We start from the raw sequence: 18,075 nt of genomic DNA, 5'->3' as shown, positions 1-18,075 counted from the left end.
CAAGATTTCATTCGTTTCTCGATATATCCGTTTCAATTACGGAACTTTTCTACGTTTATTGTTGTTATTTTGGAGAAACAGCAAAAACAGCGGCTTTATGCCGCTGTCCAAGGAGCAATCAAGCTAAGCTCATATCCAATGGGGAGGTATACTCGTTTCGGCACGGGGCTCCAAGACTGTATTGAATTTGACGCTTTCCCGGCAATGCCGTACAGGACCAGAATGTCGCCAAGCCTTCCGTATGTCCGCAAACGGGAGCTTCATGATCGGCCATTAACGATTGCAGGGCTTGCACTGACGGGTTCGCTGCGGTTAATAACCCCCTCCCTTGCTCGCTCAGCCTCCGGTATCGGCTCGCGGAATTCGGCCACTCCGGCTGGTACGGACGCATTTCGGGATGCACAAAATGGTTGGTGACCACAAGGATATCCTCATCCGTCATCTCTCTGTGCTCCCTGCGGTCGATGTGGATTTCCGCCGCAAACGCGGTATTCGAGTCCGCCAGCAAATAACTTTTCGGCTCTTTGACCGGCAGCTTCATCAGCTTCTCAAGCGCCTCCACCGCGCTGCTGCAGGTTTCCAGCAAGTAACGGACGATGAGATGGAAAGCCATCCCCGGCGGTGCCGGATCGGGATGGGGTCCCGCCCCGTTAAAACTGACGAACAATCCTTTCTCATTCAGCCCGTCGAAACGCCCGCCGATCAAGCCTTCATGCATACCGATGTGGGATAATCCTTTGTTTGGCTTGGTATGAATCAGATGACGGCGATTCTCAAAGTAATAATAATCATAATTGCGTCCCACCATCATGCCTTCCCCCGTCCGCAGCGCAATCGCGCTGCAGCCGCCCTGCACGCCCAAGGTGAAATGCCATAAGCACTGTTCTTCCGATAGGTCGAGTGCCTTGGCGTAGCCCTCAAATTCTTCAATGATTTCGGGATAGATGTCCTGTACGACATCCCGGCATTTCAAAGCATACGCCTTCTGTTCGGCATTCCATTCCTCTTGCGGGTGAATCGCGAACTTCCCGCGCAAAGCCGTGCTTCGGCCAATCTCTTCATGACTGCCTTCGGCTGTATACACCTGGTAATCAGCGGCTTTCTCTTCACGCCAATTTTGCTCCATCATAGCCCTCCTTGACATTAGATCTCAAAGTATCGGTAACGCATGTTCAAACCGGTGAATGCCAAACTGGGTTAGCGACGAGTTCAGAACGGCATCCCGCAGCGGGTACAGATCAGGCGTAAATCGCACATCAATGCCCATGCGCATCAACCTCGAAAGAGGGTCGCTAATCTCTGTTTTTTCGACAGGTTTTACCATTTCCCTGGAAATAAAATATCCAGCCGTTGCATCAAAAAGCTCAAAGGTTTCGGGTGGAAGCTCATAACGGAACAAGGTTGTTACAAGGATACGGTTGTACCAGCGATTCTCAAAGACGATCACCGTTTTGGAGGACGTATGGCCGAAAAACCGCTTTTCGTCATCCTCATGCAGTCCTTCATGCCTGGCATACACGATGCGCGGACAATTTCTCGGGGCGAAAAACGTGAACGCATGCATCTCGTCGATCGCCCATACGACGGGTGGCATATCGGTGCGGTTGGCTTTGACCCGCGGATGAAACACTTCTATATCCGCCTCTTCACTGAAATGATATAACTTCATACTGCCTCCTTGGGCTAACGCCTTCTTGTTCGAAAAAAGGCCGCCAGCAATGCATCCAGCGCCCAGTAAATCACAGCGGCAGCGGCACCGAAAAGCCCCGACCTCAGTATCGTTACCAGACCTAGCCCTGACACAGAACCCGTGTCAGCATAGCCAATGAACAGTATAAATAAAAGCGCGCCTGCTGCTGCATGCAGCAGCACGGCAACGGCAAGACCAAGTCTCCGGCCTTCATGTCTCCGAATCCACCGGCTGCGCCACACGTCCACCAGCATCGATACTCCCGTACCAAATACGAGATAGACAGGCACCGCATACATCATATAAATCACAAACAATTCCCTGAAGCGATACGAGTACGTGCTCGGAGCGGATGCCGACGACGGACGAGAAATCCAATAGTAAGCTGCCAGGAAACCACAAAATACGACGGCAGACAGCAATGCGGCGATGATTTTACGAATCAGGTATTTGTCCATCCGAACTCTCTGATTAGTCATGAATCCTCCGATGTTTTCTGTTTAGCAGTGCATAATTCTTCGATTGAGTTAAGCCAGTGCTGCCCGGAATCGGCTAGTATCGTTTCCCATCCCATGCTGCGCGCTGCTTCTAAATTCTTATTCTGATCATCCACATAGATGACTTGTGCTCCCGAAGGAAAGTATGTTTCTACGATTCGAAAGATAGCCGGGTCGGGTTTGCAATATCCCGTTCGACTGGAAATCGTAACGCTCCGTATAAAGGGTTCCATCGGCTCCAGCATGGGAGCAAGCCACTCCCAGCGATGATTGCTCAGCAGATGAAGGTCTGTCACTTGGCTCCAATCCTCCAGACGGTACCATGCAGGCAGCGGTTGTATAGCTCTTTGCAGTACCGGCAGCAGTTCGTTTCTGTCCGAACCGGGAAATGAGTTCTCCATCCAAACCCAAAAATCTTCTTCCCGGGCCTGCCCCGTCCATAGTTCCTGTCTCATTTCCAGCTTGAAACGATGCTTTATACCTCTTGCATCGATCTTTGAGCGGACAGCAACAGCCTCCCAAAATAGGGGCGTAAGATTTCCGATCAGAACCCCGGCCGCATCCAAAACCAATTGTGTTTTCCTGCTTTTCATTTCTGTAAACCTCACATTTCGCGAATTACTTCTGCTTTAAAAAGCCATACGAAATATCAAGGGGCCCGCCAGTAAAAGGAAAAGGATGACATAAGGAATGGATTTAAAGAGCTGCGGATGATGCTGTTTCATCGTCCATCTTGCCAGCAGCCAGCCCCAAATCATAAAGCCGACTCCATAAAAAACGGATACATGAAGTCCTGTTTTGCTGCTCCATGCTGCCAGCCCCATGGATTCAATGATTTGGTCACCTAAGCAAAACTCCCGTGTCATATTCACACTAAAGAGGTATCCGAATAAGATGAGTGCATACGAAAAGCCAGCACTAGACTTGGTTCGCCATGTCCCTGCGTTTCCCTCACTATGAATTTTTTTAAATAAAGACCGTTTCATGCTTGATCACCCTCGGTTCTATAGTATTGGCTTGGCTTCTACCTCCGAGAAGCATAGCTTCCATATCCCCAATGACAGATAGGCATCAGCCAGCAGACACAAACTGAATTACCCCGATGAGAGCAAGCAGGACAAGCACAACAACGAAGAACACAGCGACAAACCTTCCGGAATTGCTGCGCCTTCTCGGTTCATAAGCATCGTCAAAACGCCTATTCCGAAGGCTTATTTCATTCCCTTTATTTTCATATACCGTCTCAAAATGCTCCACGGTCGGAAATGGATCATAATAATGATGCAAAAGCGCCTTCCATTCCTGGTACTCGTCCGAGCCCCTGAACCCGATCGTATGATCTTCAAGCGTCTCCCATTTCACCAGCAGAATATATTTCCCTTCTTCCTCCAAGCACCTTTGCAATTCATGCTGGATATAGCCCTTCATGCGGGAGATGATTGCAGATGCCCGAACAAAGCTCTTTTCAAAATCCGCTTTCATGCCCGGCTTCACTTGTAACATGGCAGCTTCAAGTATCATTTTTTCGGTCCTCCTTGTAGACTTGCTTATTCGACAAAGACTTGCGGATAAACCAACTCGCCTGTTATCCGGCCCAGCGCTCCTTCCTGCAGCTCGCATACCATGAAGACATCGTCCGGCACATCGAATTGCTTCAGCTCCAATCCATAGGCACGGGCGGGTGTAAACCCGAATTTAGGATAATATTCCGGATGGCCTATTAATAAGACCAGTGCATAGCCGGATTTCTGACACCTTTTCAAGCCCTCTCGCATTAATAGCTTGCCGATGCCCTGCTGTTGGCAGTCTGGACTGACGGCGAGCGGTGCGAGCACGAGTACATCCTGGCGGGATTTACCGTTCACAATCCATGCTTTGCTTAATAAAAGGTGTCCGACAACGACCCCATCCTGTTCCGCAACAACGGACAGTTCAGGTACAAAGCCTTCTGTTTCCCGAATTCTTCTCACCAGTTCGGCTTCATCCGCCCGGTTTCCAAAAGCATGAAAAAGCATGGCGGCAACCTGATCATAGTCTGCTGGTGTTTCTGTTCGAATGCGCGTTGTAGACATAGCTCATCACCTAAGCTTCCTGTTGATTCTGAAAGTCACTTTTGAGAATTGCATACATTTTTTGATCCGTATGATACCCTTTGATTCTCAGCTGTTTCCGCAAAATGCCTTCAAAAGACATGCCCAGCTTCTGAAGCACACGTTCCGAACCCCCATTGCCGACGTTGCATCGTCCCTCAATCCGGTTTAAATCCAAATCCTCAAATCCGTACCTGATCACGGCACCTGCCGCTTCCGACATGATTCCCTGCCCCCACCAGCCGCAATGAAGTGCAAATCCGACCTCGGCAAGTCCGTGAAAAGGCTCCAGATGTATCCACCCGACCCTACCGATCCATCTATGGCTCTCCTTATCAATCATTCCCCAGTGGAAGCACTGATTCGAATCCATTTTCTTCTGAAGCATAGACAAATACGCAATGGAATCCTGAACAGATTGGTGAGTATCCCAAACCGTATGCTTGGATACCAGCGGATTGGAAGCCATGGCAAAGTAATCTTCTGCATCCTCCATATGCAATCGACGCAATATTAAACGGGGTGTCTCGAATACAGGCGGATGTTCGAATAATTGAGGAAAGGTCATGTGCCGACACTCGTTTCGTTGGATTCGCTGCGAGCAGTCCATCTGCTATCGCACAAAACGACGGACGTCTCGATCTGGCGTTCAGGAACGTTCCAGTACTGCCGAAGAAGCTCTTCTTTTTCCGCGGTGGTTACGCGGCGAAAGCCATTTTTCTCGTAAAACCGTATCGCCCAATCCGCCGCACTCCAGGTTCCGATCAGAACAGGCCGATCCGTGAGCGAGATCAGATGATCCAGCAGTTTCGTTCCGATCCCGCCACTACGCTGCATCGTTCTGACATAGGCATGCCTGATCAGGGACACGTCGCCCTTGTCCTGTATCCCCATGACGCCGACGAGTCGACCTTCGATCTCCATTCCCCAAAATACGACGCCGTCTTCCATTTCATTTCTCAGCTCTTCTGCCGTCATATAGGGCTCATGATATCGATCTTCCGGAATCGTACCCTTGTAAGCCTGAGCTGCATCATTGATAATCTCGTAAATCATGTGCTGATCTTCCTGCCCGCATAAACGAATGATCACCGAAACCCCTCCCCCATTGCTATAAATCCAACCAGGTTTAATAGATAAGTTCGCAGTCATGATGCTCCCACACATCGAACAGATTACCGTCAGGGTCCTCAAGAACAAAAAACTTGCCGTATTGACCTTCATCGGCGATATTCCCTACCTTCACCTGTTCCGATGCCAAGTAAGCATGCAGGGATTCCATATGATCGGTAAACAAGGTGATCACCCACCGTTTGCGATGATTCACTTCAAAGGTGGCGCGCGAGTCATGGTCGCTTTGGATCAAATCCAAAATCGGCCGGTTATCACGAAACAAACTCAAATAGCCATCCCTGCGATGCCGGATATTGAAGCCGAAATGCTTCACATACCAAGCTGCCGCCTGCTCCACGTCTTGAACGGGAATCACATTGTACGCAATGCCTAAAATACGCCCTTCTGCCATAAAGCTCCCCCTCCCCTTAGCCTATTGATTTGTTGAATGATCCTTGTTGCATGATTTTCATTTCACCTGCCGACGTTCTATGATTCTCTTCAATATCTCTTTGCTGTTCAGATCTTTCGGACGAGGCGTTCTTCCGATCTGCTCATAGACTTCCTTCTCTTCCAGTAACTGCTCCGGACTCAGAACACGGATTTCCATGCCGCCGAGATGATGCCGTTCGGACTGCAAAGCGTCGGGACGCCACACCCATTCCGGAAGGCCGTTAGGAATCAAATGTCCATCCTCCGAATGCGTCAAATAAAGGAACTGGATATCGACGTTTCCCTTCTTGAAATCCGTCTGCCTGCCGCTGACCGGAAATCGCTCGTAGCCTGCATCCAGCAGTGACTTTTCAAGCGCCTCCCGTTGATCGATCCAAGTGACAAGGTCCAGATCTTCATGCGGTCTCGTGATTTCCCCCAGCAAAAAATCGATAGCCCATCCGCCACGAAGCCAAAATTGCCCTTCGATGCGCGTAAAGATCCGGTTCAATTCAAGAAGTATATCCAGCTGCTCCTGCGTCTGAGTATCCGTTATCGCGGCCGGGTTAGCGGCCGGGTTCATATGTTTACGCAAGTTCATGCAGTTCTTAATCCCCTTCCATTTTCTTGATTATACCTTTAATGCCAACATCAAGGAACCTGTGTAGGATATATCGCTTGTCTTCTGCACGATTGCAATAAAAAAAGGCTTTGTTCGTAAAGACTGTTGCTAATACCTTAATAAAATAGAGACAGCTCTTTTTTTGGCTGTCTCCATTGAACAAATGCTTCCGTTAGTTGAAACTGAACTATTTAATATGTATTTTATATCATTAAATTCATGATGTACTGCTCACCAATTATACCTATTTTTCTAAGTCCTGTATCTCGGAATCCAACTTTTTGATACAGTTTTTGAGCAGCTATATTTTTGTGATTAACAGCTAAAACAACTTCATTACAGTCAGGGAATTCATCAGCAACAAATTTGCTTAGTAATAACATAGCTTTCTTAGCATAACCTTTTCCTTGTTTAACTTGATTAATTGATAATGCTGTTAGTAACATAGCCTGTGGGTTGTCGGAATAATCTTTCACCCTGTCAGTTGTGTGTAATAAGAAGAATCCAACGGGTTCCCTATCATTAAGTATAATAATTCGATGCTGACCTTCCACTACTTCTTTATAGTTGCTTGGCAACGATGTGAATTGAGCTTGCTCTTTAGGAAGTTCAAAAGAATCTAAAATATCCATATGCTCATTCGAGAAGTGTACTAACTCTAAAGAATCCGTATTATTCATTTGTTATTCCTCCATAAACTCATACTATGATATTAGCTCATATTTTTAAACAAAACCAAGAATTAGAATTATAGATCTTTTCACTAACCTGCCCCGATCGTGAAGTAAGACATATTTATAAAATACTTCATTTCTAATCTCAATTACAGTCGTGAATTTTGCTTTTTTACAGGCGTTCAGCAACATTTCATCTGTATTTTCTTTAGAGGGGATCGATCTTTTTGTTTACACGACCCGCTATATATTGAAATCCTGGTGCTTCCATCTCAAAATGATAAACCGATTGATCGCTGCCGCGCAGGCGAAGATGACGGCAAAGATTGCGAAGCCCGAAAGGATCAGGCACATGGTGGCTGCAGCAAATAATAACGCCTCTATGAGCAGCACCGCGGGAAGAGGCAGCTTGACCGGAGCTTTGGGCGATATGTATATTCCCCACACGATTGCCGCAAGCAGCGGCAGGCCTATTCCGAGCAGAATCTGCACTAACAAGCCGGAAGGAACATGAAATCCCCAGTAGCTTAAAGCAAACAGCAGGACAAGCTCGAGAATAAACCGCAGCAAAAGATTGGATCCTTTTATCGTCGCAATCACGCTCACTTTCAATGGGTACTGAGGTTAACGAGTCAGTTATTCAAGCGGTTTCTCGGCTTTCATCAGCAAAAACAGAGGGATTCTCATTCGCCGCAGGTAGGTCTCCCGGTTCAGGAAGTTTCCTTCTTCTGGTTTGGATTCTTTTAGGCTCATGATCCGAAAGCCCGATGTTAGAAGAGACGAATAGATGTCCTCAAGCGTGCGGTGATATTTGACTACCCTGCCGCCAAGCCATTCCTGATTACGGGCACCCGTATGAAAGTAGTTGTCAACGGTCCAGTCCTTCTTCGCGCCCTCCCCCCTCGGCAGCCCGTAAGAGGATGTGATGACAGGATGCTCGACCGAGAAAATAAAACTTCCCCCGCCAACCAGCGCTTGGTTAACTTTGTTGAACACCGCTTCGATGTCCTCAATATAATGCAGCACCAGCCTGGAGAGCACGATGTCATACTGAGCGGTCGGAGCCTCCCAATCCTCAAGGGATGTATGTATAATTTCCGTGTCCGTGCCGTTAAGCCTTTGCCTTGCCGCCTCGATCATATTCGCCGAGCCGTCGATTCCTGCGTACCATGCCGCCCCCGCCGCGAGAAGTTCATTACCGATCACGGCTTCCCCGCAGCCCAGGTCCAGCACCCGCTTACCGGCTACATCCCCGAGCAGCTGCATAATAATCGGCTTTTCGATCGTATCGTTGGCATTTTCATTCCAGCTCCTTCTGTCCTGATAAGAACGAAAGATAGATGGATCATCATAAAAATCCGAGCCTCTTGGTTTCATCGTACGCCTCCCCCATTCCGATGTTCGGGCGCGAATCTTCTGTATAGCACATAGCCGCAAGAAGCGCCGATCCCATTTAAAATCACGTCATCCACGTCCCCGGTTCCCACTCTGAGAAACGTTTGCAGGAGCTCCAAGACGATCACGGATGCGGTAAACCACCCAATAAAACGGCCGAATCTTTTCAATCCATCGAATAGAATCGGAATCAGTACCCCGAATGGCACAAAAACACCGATATTTCCGGCCAAATTGATGACCGTCGTTTTCATGTTATGTGAATTCGCATTCGCCATATACCCGAGAATGGTATGCAGGGGGATCAGGTTATACCTGTATTCCGTATGCATGGTCCGGCCGAAACCGCGGAACATCCAGAACAACAAACACGCGCCGTATCCGATCAGGCATGCCCAGGCCAGAACCTTCACAATTACCGAATGATGCTCGCGCAAATGCCATCACCCCTTCCGCTACCGTCTTGACCCGCAATCCTGGCCAATCGATCTACCTGCGATTCCGAAGCGGTTTTTCAAGTGCGTAGAGTTCATCATCGATCTGAGCCATTTTTCCGGTAATCATCATTCTCGTATCCTCGATCGCCTTGTTGTATATGTAGGGTCCAAGCTCGCCGATCATTAAATCGATCAACTGTTCCGCGGCCAGCTGTCCGATGCTTTCGGATCGCTCTTCCTCAAAATAAGTCTGCACGCTTCGGACTATTTCTTCCTTTTGTTCTTTCGGCAGTTTGATGGACAACATTGCCATACCTCCTAGGTGTTCTGAATATTTCTTACAACACAATCCATACATCAGGGCCTCATCATCGTCTGTTGTACTCTTTGGCCCGCTCCAATAAGTTCTGCATAAATGCAGCCTTCGCAACGGAATAGGCAAGCAATATGGTAACTCCCTTTTGCACGTTCTTCTGCTTAATGCTCCGCATCCTTCTGTGCTTCTTCGGGATGAGCTCGCAAGTAGTCGCGATTCATCTAATTGTTGGTCCACTGTTCATGATATGGACCCACGGAGATCAATTCGTCGATTCCCATCTTTGTGCCTCCCCTATTTCGCGAAAACGGCTCTAACCGTCTCATGCAAAATCGGACGCATCTCGCGCATTTCATTGTCTCTTCCCAAGTGCACCGCATTCGTCAAAAAGACGACACTCAGATCATGTACCGGGTCAATCCACAGGCTCGTTCCCGTGTAGCCAGTATGCCCAAAGCTGCCGATCGGCCAGTGGGGACCGCAGGATAGCATTGATTCCGGACCCTCCTGCACCTGCCAGCCAATCCCGCGCCCATTGTACACGGAATGGGTGCAGGCATCCATGATGGATTTGCTTAACAAGGGATTGCCTTCGGGGTCCAGCCACGCCTTCGCATACTTGGCAAGGTCCTCCACCGTAGTGAATAGACCGGCGCTGCCCGCCACACCGCCAAGACGATAGCAAGTCTCATCATGCACCTCGCCAAGCAGATACTTCTCGCCATCCCACTCGGTGGGAGCAATCCGCTCACGCAGCGCGGCAGGCGGGTTAAAATAACTATCCGTCATGCCAAGCGGCTGAAAAATAGATTCATGCGCGAATTCATCCAAAGATTGCTGTGTCAACCTCGAAACAATCCATCCGACAAGGACCATCCCGATGTCACTGTACTGGACGCGCTCACCTGGGCTGAATTCAAGCTCCAGGGCAAAGATTTGCTGAATGTCGATCGGGCTGTAGCGCTCCCGGAAATCCGGCAGGACCGAGGGCAAGCCCGATACATGTCTAAGGCAGTGCTCGATGGTGACTTCGGAGTGACGAAACTCCGGAATATATTGCTGAATGGAATCCTGCAGAGACAGTCTACCGGTTTGGACGAGCTGCATGATAGCCGGCAGCGTAACCACGACTTTCGTTAAGGACGCGGCATCAAAAATCGTATCGAGCGAGGCGCTTCCGTAAGCCGCCTGCCATTTGTGCCGATGGCCTGCCTGAATGCCGATCACTGCGCCGGGGATTTTCCCGGCCTCCACCCAGCTTTCGATCAATTGATGAATTCGTTCGATTCCTTTCACTACGGTCACCGCTTTCTCTAAGATTGTATGAATGATAGATGCCGGGTTGGTCCGGCTTGGATCGGATTAATCTTTTAAGCATCGCAATGATACCGATTACAATAACAAGTATAATCAACATGCCGAGGATTTTGAATCCCCATTCGTTTAAAGCAAACAGCCGGTACCAAGAATCCTTGGTTTCCATCCGTCTTCTTTCCTCCCGAATACCTACCCGGATTATTCCATATATTATGCTTTTTGTATATGCTGTAGGGGATATTCCCCAAGATTCCTTCACGCCAAAAAACACCCTTTGTCACCAAGGATGTTCTTATACCTTTTGTTCAAGGCTCTCATCAATTCAATGGTTGGGCTGGAACGACATTCAGGTTAAGCACCGAGCCGCGCTCCACCAGCTTCGCTTCCATAAGCTCCGAGACCGGCAGTAATTTGGGATCCCTCATCATTCGGAGCAGGGTTAGTGCGCTCCTTCTTCCCAAGTCCGCAGTCGGCTGCTCCATGGTGGTTAATTGAAGCCAGGGAAGAGCTGCCCAAGCCAAATGATCAAATCCGATGACGGAAATCCGCCCCGGGACATGGATCTGATGCTGATGCAGCCATTCCAGTGCGCCGAGGCCCAGCATGTCATTACCGGCCAACACAGCCGTCAGGTCCGGGCATCGGCGGTAAAGCTCCTCCATCGCTGCCCTTCCCTGTTCACGGGTATTTCCCCCTAACTCCCCTATCGTCTCGGGCATTAGCCCGTAAGCCGACATCGCATCCAGATATCCTCGCTCCCGTTCGGACTCTGCCAACGAACCTGCGGGCCAATGGATCATTCCGATATGCCGGTGACCCCGTAGAATCAAATGTCTCACCGCTGCCGAGGCTGCGTGATAATGGTCTATATCAATATATGGATATGGCAGCCCCTCAGGCGTTCTTCGCCGGAGGAAAACAATCGGGATCCGCACATCCGATAGCAGCGATATCATTTCATCGTCCAGAACATCGGGGCTTACGATCAGACCGTCGAACTGCCGGGACATCGCATTCAGGATAAACTGCTTTTCTCTGTCCGGTTCCCCATACATACTGCTGTACACCACCTGATAACCTTGATCCAAGAACGTTCTTTCCACGGAAGCGGCGAGCTGCGAGCATATCGGCTCCGAAATATCGGGGAGCATGAGCCCAACCGTAAACGTCTTTTTCTGAATCAAGCCCTTGGCAACGGCATTCGGCCGATAATTTAAATGCTGGACAGCATCCATGACTTGGATCTTGGTGATCGGACTCACGTCCGGATAATGATTCAAAGCCCGTGAAACGGTCGAAACGGATATGCCTAAATATTTGGCTATATCTTTAATGTTGGTCATCATGCATCGCTCCTTTAGAATACTATCCAAAAACGTTTCCGTTCCATTCTGATTTCATCTTAGACAATGAGTGTTTTCGCTGCGTCAAAGGAACGAAAAGTTTGTGTTAAGACGACAAAAAGACCCTGCCGTCATCGGCGGGCCCTTTCTCTTCTATGATTCCATCTTAGTCGTCGGCATACGCCCTAAGATCGGGCATCATGCAGCAATCGGTCCAATCCTTCCGCTTCCCACGGTTCTATGAATTCCAATGCTTCGCATTCTTCACTCATCACGTTTCAGCCTGCCATGTCTTATATTCGGCGAAAAAGAATTCGCCTTCCACTTCGATGCGGGTATCCGGCTTGCTGCCATCATAATAATTTACGTCCATCGTCGTTCCGCTCCACCAGACATGAAATATGCCTTCTCCCTTGTATTCCAACCGAACCTGATTGTGACATACCTCTTGATGCTCAAAATAATAAAGTCTTGCATCCAGGCTGCTTCCGTCTTTGTTGTAACCCGACTCAAAGCTGAATTCCCGTACGCCGGGCTCATTCAGATTCAGGACATCCATGTATACGGTCACTTCAGCGCTCGGGTTGTTATATATTTCATCCGGATCCGGTAAACGCACCACAGGTTCCGTGTCCGTCTCGGTTTCAAACCAGAGCATGACGCTGCGCTCTTGCCCTTCGCCTACCAGAGCTGCGTAAGCTGATGCTTCGGAAAGGCGGTACTGCTCTGTGCCATTAAAGCGATATAAAGTGAGTGTGTTCATTGTTAATCCCCTTATGTAATGTAGGATAAAAGATTGACGGAATTACGCCCATTTATAAATGCTTGCGGTAACCTTCGACCTGCTCATCCCTGAAGCCCAGCTTCTCGTAAAAAACATGTGCCTCTTTGCGTTTCTCTCCGGATACCAAAATCATGTAGGCGCAGTCCTTTTCGATTGCGATTCGTTCGATTTCGGCCATCAGCTTCTTCCCGATGCCCTGTCTGCGGATCCGGTCGGATACGATCACGTTCTCGATAACCATAAATGGCTTGCAACGGCCCACCAAATCCAAGCAGATAATGCCCATAACGGATCCAGCCAATTCCCCTTCGTGAAAGGCGCCCAGGATGTGGTAGCTGCCAAGCTTTTTCGCAGACTGAAAGACTTCTGTCATCCGTTCTTCGTCCGTCGGCATGCCCATTAATTCCTCGTAAAGACGGCTTAGCGCCGGAAGATCTTGTTCTATAATCGGTTTAATGTGAATCATCATATCCCCTCTCTATGCCATTGGAGTGTTCAAGCCATGTCCGTGCGTTCCGGATTCATGAGCCGGAGGGCTTCCATCTCGCATACATGTTCTCAAAAAAGTTGGTTCCTTGAATCATCCAGTACTGCTGGTCTGCAGGCAGGATATTCAAAAAATCCAGATACTCGCCAGTCCATCCTGCGGGAACGTAATGCTCGAAGGACATCGGCTCCGGAAATAACGAGTATAATACCTTATCGTCAAAATTGACGTACATCGCCGGAATGAATTCCAGGACATCATCATAGCTTTGGAACACTGCTTCAAGCTCCGTGAGCATATTGGCCAGTTCGCTGACAGGCACCTCTAAATCCTGTATCTGATGTAAAAAGCGCGCCGCAGTCGATTCATCCAGTACTTCGATGCCAAAACGGTCTTCCATTTCGACGTTCAGGAACCAATATTCCCGCTCCGTGATATACCATTTCCATGTGTTTTGGAAAACAACGCACACGATAATATTTTGGGCGTATTCAGGCATTAGCTTCATATTTGTGTCTCCATACATTTTATGATTTTCGAAGGAACCTCTCTCTATATACGTAAGGCAACAGGCTGAAGTCGCGCCGATCGCATTCTTGATTTTCAAGACTTTAATGCATCTTTCAACCATATTGGGTATGATAGGGGAAGAGAAAGAGAGGTAGCCTAATGAACAAAGCAGAATGGCTCTGGCAGCGCATCATCGATAAGGGAGCAGCGCATACGGCGGGTTATGAACAAGCTTTGAACCTGCTGCCCGGGGCGTCAGATGAAGAATTATCGGCACTGGAAGACAAGCTGGGCACCAAGCTGCCCGTAGAAATGAAAGAGTTCTATAAAGTACATAACGGCCAGAACTGGACCGCTGGTTCCGACGGCTTTGTCCGCAATCTCACCCTGACGCCCGCCTCCGCCATACTGGACAACTGGACCTTCTTGCAGGAAGAATTCAATCCGGAACATATGGAAATGGATATCGGGACCGGGATTAAGCCTCTGCTGTGGAACCCCAGATGGATTCCCATTGCGGAGAACGGTGCCGGAGACTATTTATGCCTGGATACCGATCCCGCGGAAGACGGCGTTTACGGGCAGGTATTATATGCTTGGCATGACTGGGGCAACCGCTCCGTTGAAGCCAATAATCTGTACGATTTTATAGAAATATGCCTGCAGGAAGAAGACGAGAAAGAAGATTGATTCAAGGCGGTGATGAATATCACCGTTTTTTGATTTTACAGGGATCGACGATCCTAACGAAAAGGGGTGGATCCATCCGTCCCTCCTTCTGTCAGTTCCTGAAGACGTATCAGCATTTGCTTGATTTTACCGCCGGTCGCTGCGGCCAGGAACAGCCCCTCGTTAAAACGATCCCCGCGGATATAACTGGTCATCAGCTTACGAAGGGTGTACAGATCCGCATGCATGATCTGCTCCTCGATGTCCATGTTGATATTTTGATACATTTCATGATCACGAATCCATTGGCTCCAATCAAATACGATCGGGAAACCCGTCTCATCGAGCGCTCGGCGGAAGGCAAGCATCGTATCTGCTTCGCAGCGATAGCCGTTGACTTCCCGGTACAACGTATCTGGCGGTCCCGAGAAGTAATCCATATAATGCAGTAATTTGTTGATATCAGAAATGCTTAAGTCATTTGACATGTCATATCCCCTTCCCTCCGTTTTCTACCTGATTCCATATCGTTTGTTATATTCCTCAACATCCTACAGGTCCGACTGTCCGGGTCTCCATCCTGTGTCTTGACTCCAGCGGCTTGCACTGCGCATGATTTCCCATATCAGCGGCTCTTTCTCTGTAACATACCGCTCACGGTCATAACGGTACAAGTCCGCCAGATGATATTTTAACTCAGCATATTGTTGTGCATCAGCCGCATGAGTCCGCAGATAATCCCTGAACAATAAAGCAAATTGCTCTGAGAAGCTCCCGGCTTCGCGGATATGGATATGCGTTCGGCGCATCGATCCGCTTTCCCGAAAATAACGCTTGGTTCTTTCCGTATTATCCGCTCTATAGATATATCCCAGACCTTCCATTTGGGATTGGTAGACACTAACCGGTTCCAAATTGCGGACCGAAATTTGAATATCGATTACCGGTTTGGCAGCCAGCCCCTCCACAGCCGTCGATCCGATATGATCGATCCGCAGGGCAATATCCTGTAGTGCACCGCGTAATCGGCTTGCGATCTCATAGAATTCATTAGCCCAGCCGGGCTGATAAGGCATCACGATCAGTTCCTCGTTCATTGGCATGTCCTCTCCGCCGCATCCGGGGATGATTTTCAGTTGTTGCTGCTATATTTGGCCATCAGTTCGGTAAGGCTGCTTTGGATGCAGCTTAACAGCTCTTCCGGTTCTTTGACGGTGGCATCCATTCCCAATCCGATAAAAAACCTGGCATAAAACATCAAGTCATTTCTCGACATATTCCCTTCCAGCCAGCCGCTTCCATCCTCCCGGGTATGAAGAGCCAAGAACGGCCACGGATCTGTCTCACAGGTCATCACGCCTGCGCGGGTTAACTCGGCATACACTCGTACCTTATCATCGCTGTTCATCCCGTGCTCTTCGCGATTGGCAAGATGAATATGCCGGAGATCCAAGGGAATCGTATCCGAAGCATTCACCGCATGTATTCTGTCACACCGGAACACGCGTGTTTCCTCTTTTTCAAGAGCATATGCCAAACAGTACCATAGGCCGTTTCTCGTGAAAATACCGATGGGTTGGATCTCTCTTTGCGTTCGCTCAGTTCGGGAATGGTAATCGATCTTCAGCACGATTTGGCGAATGGCCGCTTCAAGCAAATCGGCAAGATGCGGAGCCGGAATATCCCTGACAGCCATTACGAAGTCAACACGATTCTTCATTTGATCGATGCGCCCCCGGGTGTCCTCGGGCATGTAGTGATAGAACTTCCTTAAGGCTGCGGAGGATTCTGCCGCAAAGGGCAGCGACGAATAATGCCGGAGCGCATGAACAGCAAAAAAGACGGAAACCGCTTCTTCCTCCGTAAAAGCAATGGGAGGCAGCACCCGCTCTCTCAGCACCTGATATCCTCCATGGGGGCCAACCTCTGAATACAGTGGAACGCCCAGCTCGCTAAGCTCCTGCAGATCCCTGAGCATCGTACGCGACGATACCCCAAACTCCTGTGCAAGCTCCTTCACCGTAAACTTTCGCTTTCGGTTCACTGCCATCATGAGCTCCATTAACCTTTTGGATTTGGACATACGTTATACTCCATTCTGCATTCTAATCATTCCGGGCCGGGTCATAAAAGCGCTTCAAGCGTTCCCTTGCCGCCCTGCCTTGTCCACCTTCCCATGTGCACAAATTTCGAAAATCTGTATTATCCGTCAACTGATCAATCCCGCCAATCAACCGATGCCGAGATAACTCACGCAACGCCCGGTCCTGGATTCGTCCCGCAATCCGCTCGGCGATCCCTTCGCCTTTTATGACGTTAAAGGGCCGTTCATAAAAGGGTGAAGCTTCCTCGGGAATTCTGTCCGAAATCCCAAGCTTGTTATGACATTCTGCTAAATATGTATAAGCCACATGGAGCAGTCGCTCCCGTTCTCTCCAGGTTGACGCCGTAAGCACACCCATCAGGCAGGGGGCTAAAAGCTCACTGCTTTGCAAAGTCTGATAGGCCGTGCCAAACCACTTGGGATACGGTGCATACTGCCGTTCAAGTAGGAAACAAAGATTCATGATGTCCCTCACAATGCGTGAAGCAATGAGTGACGATCCGAGCTCATCGTGAACGTAACCGGCACGCAGCATGAGATGTTCTTCCTGTCCGATCCGCTGCCACACGGACGCCATGAGATACAACCAGATATCGTCGGGATAATATCGGAGCTGCTCACGCAGGACAGATAACTGTCCCGTTACGTCCTTAAAAACCTCACCTCTCGTCATCTCAAGCAGTGATTGTGAAGGAAACGTCAACCAATCCGTAAGCTCCAGCGGTTCGTGGATATCCATCGCCAAATGTTTCTTCAGAAATTGTTTTAAGGTCGTTATGACGGTCATGGATTTATGAACAGGAAATCCGTTGAAGGTTTGCGGCAGCTGTTGACCCAGCAAGGCTGTAATGGCTTCGGTATGCTCCTTATCGGAATCCAAGATAAATAATATCACACGAGGCCCGAAGTCATGGTCTCTCGACATTTCCGTATCATAGCCTAGAACCTCGCTGCCGGGACCAATGAGCGCAGCAGAATAGGCTAAATTCGGTGCATAAGATTCGATGATCGGATCCACGATTTCCGCGTAAAATCGACGACTCAGTTCCATTCCTTGCAATATGTTCCCTCCCCAGCGTTATTCATTTTCTTTCCATGTGATCAAAACCCCGTTATTTCCCTTATGGACAGCTAGTCTGGACCTGTCTGAGTAATGGAGCTGAGAAATGGGGAGAAAATCTGCAGAGTTGCGATCCAAGGTTACGTCCAGCACGACTTGATCCTGCTTTAAAAATACCAGTTTGCAATAAGCATCATCAAGTAGGGGATACTTGTCGACTTTCAATCTTTCGAGCAAATATCCTATGTAAGAACTTGTTGTCCACCTGCTCCCTGCAGCCTTCTCCATCTGTTCGATTGACATATAAGGCTCCAATACGATCATTCGGTCCCACTCAAAACTCGTCACCTCATTCATCGTAAACGAGTGCTTCTGCTGGATGGTAGCTTGGAGTTTAATCTTGAATGGTTTGATGTCTCGGTCGCTTACCCGAATCTCCCTGTAATCGAAATAACTCACTGCAATTGCAATCGAAATAGATGCGACTACGATCAGCATGATGTAATGCTTGATTTTCAGTTTGATTGGCTTCCCT

At 48.9% G+C, this 18,075-nt stretch carries 26 protein-coding genes and 1 pseudogene; 1 reads left to right on the top strand and 26 read right to left on the bottom strand.

Annotated features, from left to right (window positions below; genetic code table 11):
• Positions 1-118 precede the first annotated feature (118 nt).
• The 21 genes and pseudogenes from ACTHPM_RS02620 to ACTHPM_RS02520 form a co-directional block, all read right to left on the bottom strand.
• Positions 119-1,126, bottom strand: a complete 1,008-nt coding sequence (locus tag ACTHPM_RS02620) for a C45 family autoproteolytic acyltransferase/hydolase (protein ID WP_440393623.1) — start codon at positions 1,124-1,126, stop codon at positions 119-121.
• A 24-nt stretch (positions 1,127-1,150) separates the two neighbouring features.
• Positions 1,151-1,669, bottom strand: coding sequence for a DUF6886 family protein (locus ACTHPM_RS02615; protein WP_440393622.1), 519 nt, complete (start codon positions 1,667-1,669; stop codon positions 1,151-1,153).
• 14 nt (positions 1,670-1,683) lie between these two features.
• Entirely contained in the window at positions 1,684-2,169 is a 486-nt protein-coding gene (locus ACTHPM_RS02610) for a hypothetical protein (RefSeq protein WP_440393621.1), read from the bottom strand.
• Complete coding sequence (locus ACTHPM_RS02605; RefSeq protein WP_440421422.1) at positions 2,166-2,780, bottom strand: HAD family hydrolase; 615 nt, start codon at positions 2,778-2,780, stop codon at positions 2,166-2,168. Before ACTHPM_RS02605 ends, ACTHPM_RS02610 begins: the two co-directional genes overlap by 4 nt.
• A 36-nt stretch (positions 2,781-2,816) precedes the next feature.
• On the bottom strand, positions 2,817-3,173 hold the full coding sequence (locus ACTHPM_RS02600; protein ID WP_440393619.1) for a hypothetical protein: 357 nt from the start codon (positions 3,171-3,173) through the stop codon (positions 2,817-2,819).
• A 250-nt stretch (positions 3,174-3,423) separates the two neighbouring features.
• Positions 3,424-3,708, bottom strand: a pseudogene (locus ACTHPM_RS02595) (antibiotic biosynthesis monooxygenase family protein); the annotation flags it as partial.
• A gap of 26 nt (positions 3,709-3,734) precedes the next feature.
• Positions 3,735-4,259, bottom strand: a complete 525-nt coding sequence (locus ACTHPM_RS02590) for a GNAT family N-acetyltransferase (protein WP_440393618.1) — start codon at positions 4,257-4,259, stop codon at positions 3,735-3,737.
• A 10-nt stretch (positions 4,260-4,269) separates the two neighbouring features.
• Positions 4,270-4,845, bottom strand: coding sequence for a GNAT family N-acetyltransferase (locus tag ACTHPM_RS02585; protein ID WP_440393617.1), 576 nt, complete (start codon positions 4,843-4,845; stop codon positions 4,270-4,272).
• Positions 4,842-5,369, bottom strand: coding sequence for a GNAT family N-acetyltransferase (locus tag ACTHPM_RS02580; RefSeq protein WP_440393616.1), 528 nt, complete (start codon positions 5,367-5,369; stop codon positions 4,842-4,844). Before ACTHPM_RS02580 ends, ACTHPM_RS02585 begins: the two co-directional genes overlap by 4 nt.
• Positions 5,370-5,406: 37 nt before the next feature.
• Positions 5,407-5,802, bottom strand: coding sequence for a VOC family protein (locus ACTHPM_RS02575; protein WP_440393615.1), 396 nt, complete (start codon positions 5,800-5,802; stop codon positions 5,407-5,409).
• 57 nt (positions 5,803-5,859) lie between these two features.
• Positions 5,860-6,423, bottom strand: a complete 564-nt coding sequence (locus tag ACTHPM_RS02570) for a nucleotidyltransferase domain-containing protein (RefSeq protein ID WP_440393614.1) — start codon at positions 6,421-6,423, stop codon at positions 5,860-5,862.
• A gap of 224 nt (positions 6,424-6,647) precedes the next feature.
• A complete protein-coding gene (locus tag ACTHPM_RS02565; RefSeq protein ID WP_440393613.1) occupies positions 6,648-7,124 on the bottom strand; it encodes a GNAT family N-acetyltransferase in 477 nt (158 codons plus the stop codon).
• Between the two features lie 237 nt (positions 7,125-7,361).
• Positions 7,362-7,718 (bottom strand): YrdB family protein, encoded by a 357-nt coding sequence (locus tag ACTHPM_RS02560; protein ID WP_440421420.1) that lies wholly within the window; start codon positions 7,716-7,718, stop codon positions 7,362-7,364.
• Positions 7,719-7,754: 36 nt separating this feature from the next.
• Complete coding sequence (locus tag ACTHPM_RS02555) at positions 7,755-8,495, bottom strand: class I SAM-dependent DNA methyltransferase (RefSeq protein ID WP_440393612.1); 741 nt, start codon at positions 8,493-8,495, stop codon at positions 7,755-7,757.
• Positions 8,492-8,950 (bottom strand): VanZ family protein, encoded by a 459-nt coding sequence (locus ACTHPM_RS02550; RefSeq protein ID WP_440393611.1) that lies wholly within the window; start codon positions 8,948-8,950, stop codon positions 8,492-8,494. Before ACTHPM_RS02550 ends, ACTHPM_RS02555 begins: the two co-directional genes overlap by 4 nt.
• A 52-nt stretch (positions 8,951-9,002) precedes the next feature.
• Positions 9,003-9,257: a DUF2164 domain-containing protein gene (locus ACTHPM_RS02545; RefSeq protein ID WP_440393610.1), complete on the bottom strand. Its 255-nt coding sequence runs from the start codon at positions 9,255-9,257 to the stop codon at positions 9,003-9,005.
• A 303-nt stretch (positions 9,258-9,560) separates the two neighbouring features.
• Positions 9,561-10,535 carry a serine hydrolase domain-containing protein gene (locus tag ACTHPM_RS02540; RefSeq protein ID WP_440421418.1) on the bottom strand — a complete coding sequence of 325 codons (975 nt, stop codon included), beginning with the start codon at positions 10,533-10,535 and terminating at the stop codon, positions 9,561-9,563.
• 365 nt (positions 10,536-10,900) lie between these two features.
• On the bottom strand, positions 10,901-11,926 hold the full coding sequence (locus tag ACTHPM_RS02535) for a LacI family DNA-binding transcriptional regulator (RefSeq protein WP_440393607.1): 1,026 nt from the start codon (positions 11,924-11,926) through the stop codon (positions 10,901-10,903).
• A 271-nt stretch (positions 11,927-12,197) separates the two neighbouring features.
• Positions 12,198-12,689 carry a hypothetical protein gene (locus ACTHPM_RS02530; protein WP_440393606.1) on the bottom strand — a complete coding sequence of 164 codons (492 nt, stop codon included), beginning with the start codon at positions 12,687-12,689 and terminating at the stop codon, positions 12,198-12,200.
• 52 nt (positions 12,690-12,741) lie between these two features.
• Positions 12,742-13,176, bottom strand: coding sequence for a GNAT family N-acetyltransferase (locus ACTHPM_RS02525; RefSeq protein WP_440393605.1), 435 nt, complete (start codon positions 13,174-13,176; stop codon positions 12,742-12,744).
• Positions 13,177-13,231: 55 nt separating this feature from the next.
• On the bottom strand, positions 13,232-13,705 hold the full coding sequence (locus ACTHPM_RS02520) for a hypothetical protein (protein ID WP_440393604.1): 474 nt from the start codon (positions 13,703-13,705) through the stop codon (positions 13,232-13,234).
• 161 nt (positions 13,706-13,866) lie between these two features.
• Between ACTHPM_RS02520 and ACTHPM_RS02515 the strand changes: the two genes are divergently transcribed.
• Complete coding sequence (locus ACTHPM_RS02515) at positions 13,867-14,397, top strand: SMI1/KNR4 family protein (protein WP_440393603.1); 531 nt, start codon at positions 13,867-13,869, stop codon at positions 14,395-14,397.
• A gap of 53 nt (positions 14,398-14,450) precedes the next feature.
• On the opposite strand, the gene ACTHPM_RS02510 is transcribed toward ACTHPM_RS02515, so the two are convergent.
• The 5 genes from ACTHPM_RS02510 to ACTHPM_RS02490 all read right to left on the bottom strand — a co-directional run bounded on the left by ACTHPM_RS02510 (position 14,451) and on the right by ACTHPM_RS02490 (position 18,038).
• The gene (locus tag ACTHPM_RS02510; protein WP_440393602.1) at positions 14,451-14,864 is read right to left on the bottom strand and encodes a DUF6508 domain-containing protein; all 414 of its coding nucleotides are present in this window, start codon (positions 14,862-14,864) and stop codon (positions 14,451-14,453) included.
• A gap of 63 nt (positions 14,865-14,927) precedes the next feature.
• Positions 14,928-15,473, bottom strand: coding sequence for a GrpB family protein (locus ACTHPM_RS02505; protein WP_440393601.1), 546 nt, complete (start codon positions 15,471-15,473; stop codon positions 14,928-14,930).
• Positions 15,474-15,508: 35 nt separating this feature from the next.
• Complete coding sequence (locus tag ACTHPM_RS02500; RefSeq protein ID WP_440393600.1) at positions 15,509-16,459, bottom strand: helix-turn-helix transcriptional regulator; 951 nt, start codon at positions 16,457-16,459, stop codon at positions 15,509-15,511.
• Between the two features lie 22 nt (positions 16,460-16,481).
• Positions 16,482-17,531 (bottom strand): DUF4037 domain-containing protein, encoded by a 1,050-nt coding sequence (locus tag ACTHPM_RS02495; RefSeq protein ID WP_440395328.1) that lies wholly within the window; start codon positions 17,529-17,531, stop codon positions 16,482-16,484.
• 27 nt (positions 17,532-17,558) lie between these two features.
• Positions 17,559-18,038 (bottom strand): hypothetical protein, encoded by a 480-nt coding sequence (locus ACTHPM_RS02490; protein WP_440393599.1) that lies wholly within the window; start codon positions 18,036-18,038, stop codon positions 17,559-17,561.
• Between the last annotated feature and the right edge of the window lie 37 nt (positions 18,039-18,075).

Source organism: Paenibacillus sp. SAFN-054 (assembly GCF_051966755.1).
Lineage (GTDB): Bacteria > Bacillota > Bacilli > Paenibacillales > Paenibacillaceae > Paenibacillus_AQ.
Note: the sequence above shows the minus strand (reverse complement) of the source record. Positions and strands in the feature narration are given on the sequence as shown.